11 protein-coding genes and 1 pseudogene are annotated in these 11,613 nt (G+C 68.8%); 7 read left to right on the forward strand and 5 right to left on the reverse strand.

Translation table 11 applies throughout. The features are described 5' to 3' along the window. Window positions 1–2: 2 nt before the first annotated feature. Window positions 3–932, reverse strand: coding sequence for an ABC transporter substrate-binding protein (locus tag CDO44_RS26090; RefSeq protein ID WP_087783197.1), 930 nt, complete (start codon window positions 930–932; stop codon window positions 3–5). A gap of 39 nt (window positions 933–971) precedes the next feature. Continuing rightward, window positions 972–1,649 (reverse strand): TetR/AcrR family transcriptional regulator, encoded by a 678-nt coding sequence (locus CDO44_RS26095; protein WP_087783198.1) that lies wholly within the window; start codon window positions 1,647–1,649, stop codon window positions 972–974. Between the two features lie 531 nt (window positions 1,650–2,180). Between CDO44_RS26095 and CDO44_RS26105 the strand changes: the two genes are divergently transcribed. The 5 genes from CDO44_RS26105 (at window position 2,181) to moaE (ending at window position 7,050) form a co-directional block, all read left to right on the forward strand. Next, window positions 2,181–3,488 (forward strand): homoserine dehydrogenase, encoded by a 1,308-nt coding sequence (locus CDO44_RS26105; protein WP_087783200.1) that lies wholly within the window; start codon window positions 2,181–2,183, stop codon window positions 3,486–3,488. Window positions 3,489–3,630: 142 nt separating this feature from the next. Beyond that, the gene (gene thrC, locus CDO44_RS26110) at window positions 3,631–5,043 is read left to right on the forward strand and encodes a threonine synthase (protein ID WP_087783201.1); all 1,413 of its coding nucleotides are present in this window, start codon (window positions 3,631–3,633) and stop codon (window positions 5,041–5,043) included. A gap of 53 nt (window positions 5,044–5,096) precedes the next feature. Then, window positions 5,097–6,326 (forward strand): gephyrin-like molybdotransferase Glp, encoded by a 1,230-nt coding sequence (glp, locus tag CDO44_RS26115; RefSeq protein ID WP_087783215.1) that lies wholly within the window; start codon window positions 5,097–5,099, stop codon window positions 6,324–6,326. A 3-nt stretch (window positions 6,327–6,329) separates the two neighbouring features. Further along, a complete protein-coding gene (moaD, locus tag CDO44_RS26120) occupies window positions 6,330–6,587 on the forward strand; it encodes a molybdopterin converting factor subunit 1 (RefSeq protein ID WP_087783202.1) in 258 nt (85 codons plus the stop codon). A gap of 10 nt (window positions 6,588–6,597) precedes the next feature. Then, window positions 6,598–7,050: a molybdopterin synthase catalytic subunit MoaE gene (gene moaE / locus CDO44_RS26125; protein ID WP_087783203.1), complete on the forward strand. Its 453-nt coding sequence runs from the start codon at window positions 6,598–6,600 to the stop codon at window positions 7,048–7,050. A 5-nt stretch (window positions 7,051–7,055) separates the two neighbouring features. On the opposite strand, the gene hpnE is transcribed toward moaE, so the two are convergent. From hpnE to hpnC, 3 genes are read right to left on the reverse strand one after another with little or no spacing between them, the layout of a single operon-like run. Further along, entirely contained in the window at window positions 7,056–8,444 is a 1,389-nt protein-coding gene (gene hpnE, locus CDO44_RS26130; RefSeq protein ID WP_087783204.1) for a hydroxysqualene dehydroxylase HpnE, read from the reverse strand. Then, a complete protein-coding gene (gene hpnD / locus CDO44_RS26135) occupies window positions 8,390–9,253 on the reverse strand; it encodes a presqualene diphosphate synthase HpnD (RefSeq protein ID WP_087783205.1) in 864 nt (287 codons plus the stop codon). The genes hpnE and hpnD overlap by 55 nt, the downstream gene beginning before the upstream one ends. Beyond that, entirely contained in the window at window positions 9,243–10,103 is an 861-nt protein-coding gene (hpnC, locus tag CDO44_RS26140; RefSeq protein ID WP_087783206.1) for a squalene synthase HpnC, read from the reverse strand. Before hpnC ends, hpnD begins: the two co-directional genes overlap by 11 nt. A gap of 142 nt (window positions 10,104–10,245) precedes the next feature. Between hpnC and alr the strand changes: the two genes are divergently transcribed. Together alr and CDO44_RS26150 are read left to right on the forward strand one after the other, a co-directional pair. Then, window positions 10,246–11,349 carry an alanine racemase gene (gene alr, locus CDO44_RS26145; protein WP_087783207.1) on the forward strand — a complete coding sequence of 368 codons (1,104 nt, stop codon included), beginning with the start codon at window positions 10,246–10,248 and terminating at the stop codon, window positions 11,347–11,349. Window positions 11,350–11,351: 2 nt separating this feature from the next. Beyond that, window positions 11,352–11,613 (forward strand): annotated as a pseudogene (locus CDO44_RS26150) (DNA repair protein RadA); the annotation flags it as partial.

The following is an 11,613-nucleotide window of genomic DNA, read 5'->3' on the forward strand; positions in this document are numbered from 1 at the left end:
GGTCACTTCGCCACCATCGCGGCAAGGTCGGGCGTCTTGCGCAGCATGCCTTGCTGGCGCATGGTGTCGGCCCAGAATTGCAATTCGCCGCTGGCTAACGGCACCTTGTAGACGGGCACCGCAAGGCTCGCCAGTACCGGTGCGGGTACTTTGAGGTACTTGCCCATGTCGGCGCGCGCGGTCTCCGGATTGGCGGCGGCGAATTCCAGCGCCTCGGCCAGCGCCGCGCGGAAACCTTCGATGGCCTGGCCATGCTGTTGCTGCCAGGCGCGCGTGGACATGTACAGCATGTTGGAGAACCCGGCGGGCAGATCCGGCGCCAACGGCGACAGCAGCGTGCCGGCACCGCTTTGCACGATACGGCCCAGGAACGGATCGGCGGTGACGGCGGCGTCGATGGAGCCTCCCTTGAGCAGATCGCCCATTTGCGGGAAGGCGCCTTCCACGAAGGTGACCTTGCGCGTGTCCACCCCCTGGTCGGCCAGCCACTTGCGGCCGATGATGTGCAGCGCCGCGTTCAAGCCGGGCACGGCGATCTTCTTGCCCACCAGGTCGGCCGCGCTCTTGACCCCGCCGCCGTTGCGCACGACCAGGCCGATCGACCTGGACGACTGGCTATGGATGCTGGTGCCCGCCAGCCCTACCAGATCCATGCCGCTGTCGTTGGCCTGCAGCAGCACGGGGCTGGCCACGCCGGCGATCTGTACCGAGCCGGATTGCAGCGCCGCGGGCATGACGCCGCTCAGCGCAAGCTGCTGCGGCGTCACTTCGAGGCCGCGCTTGGCGAAAAAGCCGCGTTCCTTGGCGACGAAAAGCGGCATGAACTCCGATACCGCGGTGTAGGCCACGGTAACGCGGGTCTGCGCCGCCGCGCCGGCCGCCCACAATGCGAGTGCCAGGCCCAGGGCAGGGACGAGTTTCGACGTCTTCATGATGTCTCCGGTGAAGGTGTGTTCAGGGCAGAGGGGCGGCTAGACGTTGCACGCGCTGCGTATGCCCGCCGCGAGAAAGCGGCAGAGCAGTTCGGCCGAACGGTCGAATTGCCGCGCCTTGGCCTCGCCGTGCGACAGGTCTTCGATGCGCTGGTCGCTGATGTGATGCATCAAGGCGCCCAGCGAGAACTGGTAGCACCATGCCGCCTGGGCGCGCGAGATGCCCGGCAGCGCCTTCATGAACGCGTCGATATAGGCATGCGCGACGGGATCGAAGAGTTCCGCCCGCGGACCGCTGTTCTCCGGCCCTTGCTCCACCAGGTTGCGCGCTACCAGTTGCATGAACTGCCGCCCCTCGGGATCGGCCGCCAGCTTCAGCGCCGGCCGCACGAAGGCGCGCACGATGCGCTCCAGCAATTCCTCCCGCGGCCCCTGCCAAAGCGTCTCCAGCGCCGCCAGCCGCTCTTTGATGTAGCCCGAGCGCTGGCGGAAGATTTCCTCGTAGAGCTCGAGCTTGGGGCCGTAGTAGTACCCCACCAGAGCCAGCGGCACGCCGGCTTCCTCCGCGATGTCCCGTATCGACACCCCGTGATAGCCATGCCGCGCGAACAGCCGCTCGGCCGCGGCGAGGATATTGCGGCGCCGGTCCGGCGCTTCTTCCGCCTCGGCCCGCGGACGGGCGCGGCGGGGAGCAGAGGTTCTTGCTTGGGTAGCCATGTCTCGATCTAAGGGTTTTGTACGATCGTACAGTTTGTTGTACGACCGTACAAATTGGTGAAAACCAGAGGATGGGACCGATTCTTGGACGTTGCCAGGAAAGCGCTGCTGCAGGCTTTTCCTCGTGGCCCTTAGACTCCGTTACACTGGAGGTTTGCCAGCCGGTGGCTCGTGCCGGCGAGTTTCCGACCCTTGCGCAGTCAACTGCCGCAGCTCGTGCCGGTTGGGCGGAGCCGATGCGGCGTGTCAGAGCGCGCCGAGGGCTACCGAAGGAAGGGCGGGGAAGTCGTCGGGGGCCTGTTTGAGCGCGGCGAAGCGGAGCGAGTTTGCCCCCGGCGCCGCCCTGACGAGGTAGACGAGGGGCGGCCTGGCGGGCGCCGTCCCGCCAGGCCGCGCGACCAGGTCGCGTCGGCTCCGCCCAATCGGCACGAGCGTGTTAAGAACCCATTCGATGCAATCCACCTGACTGCATCGAAACGAACCAGAACGACCAACCCATTTTTCGAAGAACCCGTATTGCCCGGAAACACAATGGAACCCATCCGAGTAGGCCTCCTGGGCCTTGGCGTCGTAGGCGGCGGCACCTTCAAAGTCCTCGCCCGCAACGCTGAAGAAATCGCCCGCCGCGCCGGCCGCCACATCGTCGCCACCAAAGTCTCCGCCCGCGACCTCGCCAAAGCCAAATCCCGCGTCGGCGAAACCGCCGAAGTCGTCGCCGACCCCTTCCAGATCGTCCGCGACCCCGACATCGACATCGTCGTGGAACTCATAGGCGGCGACACCCTGGCGCGCGAACTCGTCCTGGAAGCCATTGCCCACGGCAAGCACGTCGTCACCGCCAACAAGGCCTTGCTCGCCAAGCACGGCAACGAAATCTTCGCCCGCGCCGGCGAGAAAGGCGTGATGGTCGCCTTCGAGGCCGCCGTCGCCGGCGGCATACCCATCATCAAGGCGATCCGCGAAGGCCTCTCGGCCAACCAGATCGAATGGGTGGCGGGCATCATCAACGGCACCACCAACTTCATCCTGACCGAGATGCGGGCGCGCGGCCTGCCGTTCTCCGAAGTGCTGGCCGAGGCGCAGCGCCTGGGCTATGCCGAGGCGGATCCCACCTTCGACATCGAGGGCGTGGACGCCGCTCACAAGCTCACGCTGCTCTCGTCGATCGCCTTCGGCGTGCCCGTCCGCTTCGACAAAGCCCATATCGAGGGCATTTCCCAGCTGGCGCAGGAAGACATCCGCTACGCCGAGGAACTGGGCTACCGGATCAAGCTGCTGGGCATTACCAAGGCGCGCCCCGAGGGCATCGAACTGCGCGTGCATCCGACCCTGGTCGATGCCAAGCGGGTCATGGCCAATGTCGAGGGCGCGATGAACGCGGTCATGGTCAAGGGCGATGCCGTGGGGGCCACGCTCTACTATGGCCAGGGCGCCGGCGAAGAGCCGACGGCCTCGGCCGTCGTAGCCGACCTGGTGGACGTGACGCGGCTGCATACGGCCGATCCGGAGCACCGCGTGCCGCACCTCGCGTTCCAGCCCGACGCCATCACCGACCGGCCCATGCTGTCGATCGAGGAGATCACCACCTCGTACTACCTGCGGCTGGCGGTGACCGACCAGCCCGGCGTGCTGGCCGACATCACGCGCATCCTGGCCGACGCGTCGATCTCCATCGTATCGATGATCCAGAAGCCGCGCGCCGATGCGACGCAGGCCGACATCATCTTCCTGACCCACGAGGCGCTGGAGCGCAACGTCAACGTTGCCATCGCCCACATCGAGGCGTTGCCGACCGTGCTGTCCGAGGTGACGCGGCTGCGGATTGAAAACCTGGAGTAGGAATCGCCCCTACGCGCTTGCCCCACTGGGGCTCTACTTACGGACCGGCGGAGCCGGATCCGCTGTGCCCTGGATCGAGTGGCATCCCGGGGATGCAATGCGGCGGCGCTGTGGTCAGCGTGCAGCATCATGGAAAACTGACATGAGATACCTTTCTACCCGCGGCGGCATGGCGCCGCAACCGTTTACCGATGTCCTGCTGGAAGGGCTGGCTCCGGACGGTGGCCTGGCCGTGCCGGAGGCCGTTCCCCGGGTCACGCCCGAGCAGCTCCAGGCCTGGCGCTCCCTGTCGTATGCCGACCTGGCCTACGAAGTGCTCAAGCTGTTCATCACCGACATCCCGGAAGATGACCTGCGCGCGCTCACGCGGGCGACCTACCGGCCCGAGGTGTTCGGCGGCGACGTCATCGTTCCGCTCAAGCCGCTCAAGCAAGGCATCGCGTTGCTGGGCCTGTCGGAAGGCCCGACGCTGGCCTTCAAGGACATGGCCATGCAATTCCTCGGCAACCTGTTCGAGTACGTGCTGGCGCGGCGCGGCACGACGCTGAACATCCTTGGCGCCACGTCGGGCGACACCGGTTCGGCGGCCGAGTACGCGATGCGCGGCAAGAAGGGCGTGGCGGTATTCATGCTGTCGCCGGCCGGCCGCATGAGCGCGTTCCAGCGCGCGCAGATGTATTCGCTGCAGGACGCCAACATCCACAACATCGCCGTGCGCGGCGTGTTCGATGACTGCCAGGACATCGTCAAGGCGGTCAGCGGCGATCTCGCCTTCAAGACCACGCACCGCATCGGGGCGGTCAATTCCATCAACTGGGCGCGCATCGCGGCGCAGGTGGTGTATTACTTCCACGGCTGGCGCATCGCCACCGAGGGCGCCGGCGATCCCATGGCCCAGGTGTCCTTCGCCGTGCCGTCGGGCAATTTCGGCAACATCCTGGCGGGCCACGTGGCGCGCAGCATGGGCCTGCCGATCCGGCGCCTGGTGCTGGCCACCAACGAGAACAACGTGCTGGAGGAGTTCTTCCGCACCGGGATCTACCGTCCGCGCGCCTCGAGCGAAACGTACGAAACCTCCAGCCCTTCGATGGACATCTCGAAGGCGTCCAACTTCGAGCGCTTCGTCTACGACCTGCTGGGCCGCGATCCCGCGCGCCTGAAGGCCCTGTGGGACGAACTGGCGGCCACGGGTTCGTTCGACCTGTCGGCGCACAAGCCGCAGTTCGCGCAGTACGGCTTCGTCTCGGGGACCAGTACGCACGCCGACCGGCTGGATACCATCCGCCGGGTGCACACGGAAACGGGCGTGGTCATCGACCCGCACACCGCGGACGGCGTCAAGGTGGCGCTGCCTTTCGTCGAGCCCGGCGTGCCCATGCTGGTGCTGGAAACCGCGCTGCCGGTCAAGTTCTCGGCCACCATCGAGGAGGCGCTGGGCCGGCCCGCGCCGCGCCCCGCCGGCTTCGAGAACATCGAACAACTGCCGCAGCGCGTACAGACGGTCGACGCCGACGTGCAGACCATCAAGGACCTGATTGCCGCCGGCGCCGTCTGACGGCGTCGTGGCGAATGTGCGGCGCGCCGCTGGGCGGCGCCGCGAAGGAGTCGATTGTGAAGCCTGGTTCGAACTTGCTTTCCCTGGACGAGGCGCTCGAGATCCTGCTGGCGGTCGAACCGGTGGACCGGCCCGCCGAGCAGATCGAGCTGGCGCGTGCCGCTGGCCGTATCCTGGCCGCCGACGTGACCGCCTCCATCAACGTGCCCGGCGCCGACAACTCGGCCATGGACGGCTACGCGGTCCGTACGGCCGATGCGGCGCTGTTCGCGGCGGGCGTGCCCGTTTCGCAGCGCATTCCGGCGGGGACGGTGCCGCAGCCGCTGGCCGCCGGCACGGCCGCGCGCATCTTCACCGGGGCCGAGATACCGGCCGGCGCCGACGCCGTGGTCATGCAGGAAGAGGCCGAGGTCCGGGACGATCGCGTGGCGTTCGCCAAGCCCGTCGAGGCGGGAGCCTGGATACGCGCCAGGGGCTGCGACATCGAGGCCGGCAGCCGCATCCTGCAGGCCGGCGCGCGTCTGCGGGCGCAGGACGTCGGCCTGGCGGCATCGGTGGGGATCCCGAACCTGACCGTGCGGCCGCGCTTGCGGGTGGCCACCCTGTCCACCGGCGACGAACTGGTCGCGCCCGGCGAGCCGCTGTCTCCGGGCAAGATCTTCAACTCCAACCGTTACCTGTTGCAGGGGATGCTGGCGGCCCTTCCCGTCGAGCATGCCGATCTCGGGGCCGTGCAGGACAGTTTCGAGGCAACGCGGGAGGCCTTGCGCCGCGCCGCGCGGGACAATGATCTGATCATCACCACGGGCGGTGTGTCGGTGGGCGAGGAGGATCATGTCAAGCCCGCGGTCGAGTCGCTGGGCCGGCTCGACATGTGGAGCCTTTCCATCAAGCCCGGCAAGCCGCTGGCCTTCGGCCGCCTGCGCCGGGAGGACAGCTCCGAGGCGGTCTTCATCGGTTTGCCCGGCAATCCCGTGTCGAGCTTCCTGACCTTCGGCCTGCTGGTCAAGCCGCTGCTGCTCAAGCTTGCCGGCGCGCGCGTGACGGCGCCGGTGCGCACCGCGATGCGCGCCGATTTCGACTGGCCCAAGGCCGACCGGCGGCGTGAGTTCCTGCGGGTCCGCCGCAATGAACAGGGCGGGCTCGACCTGTTCCCCAATCAATTGTCGGCGGTCCTGACCTCCACGGTGTGGGGCGATGGGGTGATCGACAACCCGAGTGGACAGACGATCCGGCGCGGCGATATGGTTCAATTCATCAGCTATGCGGATCTGCTGGGCTGAGCCATGAAAGTCGACATCCTGTTCTTCGCTTCGCTGCGTGAAACCCTGGGCCGGGAAAAGGAAACGGCCGAACTGCCCGAGACCGTGCGGACGGTGGGCGAACTGCGCCAGTGGCTCGCCCAGCGCGGGGGCGCGTGGGCCACGGCGCTGGCGCCGGAGCGCGCGGTGCGTGCAGCGCGCAACCACGCCATGGTGCCGGCCGGCGAGCCCCTGCAGACCGGCGACGAAGTGGCGTTTTTCCCGCCGGTCACCGGCGGCTAGCGGGGCGGCAATGTCGGTCAGCGTACAGACTTCCGATTTCGATGCCGGCGCGGAGATCGCGGCTCTGCGCCGCGATCCGTCGGTCGGCGCCATCGTCACCTTCGTCGGCACCGTGCGCGACATCAACGAAGGCGACAGCGTCTCGTCGTTGACGCTGGAACACTATCCGGGCATGACCGAGAAGGCGCTGGCAGACATCGTCGGCCAGGCCCGTGCGCGCTGGTCGCTGAATGCGGTGCGCGTCATCCATCGCGTCGGCACGCTGCGGGCGCTCGACCAGATCGTCTTCGTCGGCGTCGCGGGGCGGCACCGGGGAGAGTGTTTCGCCGCCTGCGAATTCATCATGGACTACCTGAAGACGCAGGCGCCGTTCTGGAAGAAGGAAGCCACCGGCCGGGGCGAACGCTGGGTCGAGGCGCGCGATTCCGATGACGAGGCCGTCCGGCGCTGGGAGCGGGGCTGAAAAATTCAGCCCGCCGCCGGCGGCATGGCCAGCGTATCGGCCAGAATGCCGGCAGCCCGTATGCCGCTGCGCACCGCGCCCTCCAGGGTGCCCGGATAGCCGGTATCGGTCCAATCCCCGCATAGCGCGAGCCGCGGCCACGCCGTGGCGTTGTCGGGCCGCTCGAGGCCCGGCTCGGCGGCAAAGGTGGCGCGCTTGTCGACCAGCAATTCCCACGCCGCTACCTGGGGCAGGCCGGCCAGTTGTTCGCGCAATTGCTCGATCAGGGCCGCCGCGCAGACGGCGCGGTCCCGTCCTTCGAACGCCGTCGCAGCGCTGACGACGACGGCCAGTTCCCCGTAGCGCGGGTCCTGCCCGAGCAGGCTGCCGCGATCGAATACCCATTGGCCAAGGTGGCCCCGCGCCGCGTCCTCGGTCAGCATGAGCATGGGGAACGCCAGGCGGAAAGGCGCGTCCAGCCGCACTGTCAGCGTGGCGATGGGCAGGTAGCGGAAGGCCCGCATCGCGCGCTGTGCCGCTTGCATACCGGGGTGGGGCGGCAGCAGCCGCGCCGTGACGGCCGGCGGCGTGGCCAGGGCGACGGCGTCGTAGCGTTCGCCGTCCACGGTCGCGGCGCGGTCATCGATGGCGAGCCGTCGTACGGCGTGTCCGTAGCGCATGGCGTGCCGGGTGGCCGCCGCGCGTGGCCATAGCGACGACAGGTCGCAGCGCGGCAACAGCAGGTCGCTATGGCGGCGCGGCGCATCCAGGCTGTCGCGCAGCACGCTGGCGAAGAGCTGGGCGCAGGCTTGCTCCGGCGGCGTGTTGAGGGCGGCCAGGCAAAGCGGCCGCCACAGGCGGGAGACGACTTCGGGCGCCTGGCCGCCGGCGGCCAGGAGCGCGGCCACGGTCCCGCCTTCGGGCGTACGCCATTGCCGGCGCTTGAGGCCAGTCACGAATCGCAGCGCCGCCCAGCGTCCGGCGGCGGTCATGCCGCGGGCTCCCAAGAGCGCGCCCGCCGCATGCAGCGGGGCGGGCAGGCGCGGGGCGCGCAGGTCGAAACTGCCGTCGGCCGCCGCCAGCCGCAACGGCGCGCGGAGCAGGCGCGCATCGGGGTCAATGCCCAGCCGGCGCATCAGCGCGAGGGTCTGCTCATAGGCGCCCAGCATCAGGTGCTGGCCGTTGTCCAGCGGATGGGAAAAGGAGGCATCGCCCGGCCGGGGGGGCACCGCACGCGCCCGCCCGCCGACCTCCCGCGAAGCTTCGTAGACCGTCACGGCAACGCCGCGCCGGGACAATTCTTGCGCCGCGGCCAGCCCGGCCCAGCCGGCGCCGACGACTGCCGCGCGCGGCGCGCCGTTCACGTGCCGACCTGGCGCCACAAGGCGCGGCCGCCGGTCACGTACGTCTTCCATGCCAGCCACAGTTTGCGTACCGGCGTGAGTGAAATGCGCTGGTGCAGCACCTGGTAGCCGGACCGTTCGATCTCGTCCAGCAACACATAGTAGATGGCCGCCATCATCAGGCCCGGCCGCTGCGGGCGCCTGTCTTCGGGCGGCAGCAGCGCGAGCGCCTCGCGGTAGGTCCGCCGGGCGCGCTCGCACTGGAAGCGCATCAGCGCCGAGAACTTGTCGGAATAGCGGCCGTTCAGGATGTCGGCGGCCTTGACGTCGAATTGCTGCAGTTCGTTGACCGGCAGATAGATGCGGCCCTTGCGGGCGTCGTCGCCGACGTCGCGGATGATGTTGGTGAGCTGGAAGGCCAGTCCCAGGCGGTCGGCATAGGCCAGGGTCTGCGCGTCGGCATAGCCGAATATGCCCGCGGACAGTTCGCCCACGACTCCCGCCGCCAGCCGGCAATAGCGCTGCAAGGCGGGGAAGTCGAGATAGCGCGTCTGGTCCAGGTCCATTTCCATGCCGTCCACGATGGCCTGCAGCCGGTCCTGTGTAATGCCGCAGGCAAGCAGGTGCGGCGCGAGGGCCTGGGTGACGGGATGCTCGGGCTTGCCATCGAACAGCCTGTCGATTTCGGTTCGCCACCAGGCCAGTTTCAGCCGCGCGACCGAGGCCTCGCTGGCCTCGTCCACCGTGTCGTCCAGCTGCCGGCACAGGGCATATAGTGCGGTGATGGCGCGCCGGCGCTCGGGCGGCAGGAACAGGAAACTGTAGTAGAAGCTCGAGCCGCTCTGCGCGGCTTTCTCCTGGCAGTACTGGTCAGGGGTCATGATGGGATCGGGATGCGGGCAAAGCGCGCGGCATGCGCAGGGCGCGCCAGCCAAGTCTCAGCCACTCGGTTTTCTTCAGTACCGGCCGGGCCCGGAACACGTCGTAGCCGCAGGCCTCGATGCGTTCCAGGATGCGCAGTCCGCCTTGCACGACCAGGCGCAGCTCCCAGCCCATGCGCCCGGGCAAGGCCCGCGCCAGCGGCGCTCCGGAGTGTAACAGCGCGCGGGCGCGCCCGACCTCGAAAGCCATGAGCGCGCGCCAGGCCGGCGAGCACCGGCCCTCGGCGATATCGGCCTCGGCCACGCCATGGCGCGCGAGGTCCTCCTGCGGAATATAGACCCGGCCCTTGCTCCAGTCCACGGCGACGTCCTGCCAGAAGTTGGTCAATTGCAGGCCGGTGCAGATGTCGTCCGACCAGGCCAGGTTGCCCGGGGTCGCCGCATCGTACAAGTGCAGCATCAATTCGCCCACCGGGTCGGCGGAACGATGGCAATAGTCTCGCAGGGCCGCGAAATCGGCATGGCGCTTGACCACGACGTCCTGCGAGAAGGCCGATAGCAGCCGGCGAAAGGGATCGAGCGGCAGGCGATGGCGGGCGATGGTGGAGGCCAGGGGAACGAAGATCGGCGCCAGGTCCGCCGCGGGCGCGGCCGAGGCATGCTCGATCCGGTCCAGCTCCGCTTCGAAGCGGGATAGCGCGGCCAGCCGTTCCCCGTCCGGCGCATCGCCTTCGTCGGCAATGTCGTCCGCCGCGCGGGCGTAGCGGTAGATGTCGAGCACCGCGGTCCGCAAATGCGGCGGCAGCAACAGCGAAGCGACGGGAAAGTTCTCGTAGTGACCGGCAGACATGGCAAGACCAGGGGAATCCGGCGCCGATGATACCGGTTCGCCGCGGGCGCGGCATGGCCCATCGTATCCTGCGCTTCTCGCGCGCCGGGGCTACACTTCCCTTTTGCCATTCCGGCGCCGCCCGCCGGCCTTGTCCCGCACCATGCCCCGTCCCATCTTCGCCCGTATTTCACGCCCCGCGCTTTCCCACAATCTCGATGTCGTCCGCCGCCGGCTGGACGCCGCGCGGCCTGCCGGCAAGCCCGCCAGGGTCTGGGCCGTCATCAAGGCCAATGCCTACGGCCATGGCATCGAACGCGCGGTGGCGGGTTTCGGCAAGGCCGACGGCCTGGCGATGCTGGATCTTTCCGAGGCGGTGCGCTGCCGCGAGGCGGGCTGGCAGGGGCCGATCTTGCTGCTCGAAGGGATCTTCGAGGCCGCCGACCTCGACGTGGTCGGCCGGTACGGACTGACCATCTCCGTGCACCATCCGGACCAGCTGGCCCTGCTCGGGCACGCCAGGCTGGCGCGCCCCGTGGACGTGTTCCTCAAGCTCAACAGCGGCATGAATCGCCTGGGCTTCACGCCCGACGCCTATGCCGGCGCCCATGCCAGGCTGGTGGCGCTGCAGGCCGCGGGCACGCTGCGGGAGGTGGGCCACATGACCCACTTTTCCACCGCCGACACGGGAGAGGGGATCTCGGCGCAGCTGGAAGTGTTCCGGCGGGCCACGGCCGGGCTGCCCGGACCGTCGAGCCTGTGCAATTCGGCGGCCAGCCTGCGCTATCCGGAAGTGGCCGGCGATTGGGCGCGCCCCGGCATCGCGCTGTACGGCGCCAGCCCGTTCGCCGACGAAAGCGCCGAGGCGCTGGGGCTGGCCCCGGCGATGGCGCTCAAGTCCCGCCTCATCGGCACGCAAACGCTGCGGCCGGGCGATGCGGTAGGCTACGGCGGCGTGTACCGTGCCGAAGGGCCGATGCGCATCGGGGTGGTGGCATGCGGCTACGCCGACGGCTACCCGCGCCATGCGCCCACCGGCACGCCCGTCGTCGTGGCGGGCGTACGGACTCGCCTGCTGGGCCGGGTCTCGATGGACATGCTTGCCGTGGACCTCACGCCCGTGCCTCAGGCGCAGGCCGGCGCGCCCGTCACCTTGTGGGGCGACGAAGGCCTGTCGGTGGACGAAGTCGCCACCGCCGCGGGCACCATAGGCTACGAATTGTTGTGTGCGCTGGCACCGCGCGTACCCGTGCATTTCGAGGAATGACCATGGCCAAGGCCAAGACCGTCTACGTATGCGCCGAATGCGGCGGCACGTCGCCCAAATGGCAGGGCAAGTGCCCGCATTGCGGCGGCTGGAACACGCTGGAAGAAACCGTGGCGGCGGCCAGCGCCGGCGCCGCGGCCGGGCATCGCTATGCGCCGCTGGCGGCGAGCGCCCCGGTGCGCAAGCTGGCCGACATCGAGGCGCGCGAGATGCCGCGGTTCCCCACGGGTATCGACGAGTTCGACCGCGTGCTGGGCGGCGGCA

This window comes from Pigmentiphaga sp. NML080357, from assembly GCF_002188465.1.
Classification (GTDB): Bacteria; Pseudomonadota; Gammaproteobacteria; order Burkholderiales; family Burkholderiaceae_B; genus Pigmentiphaga.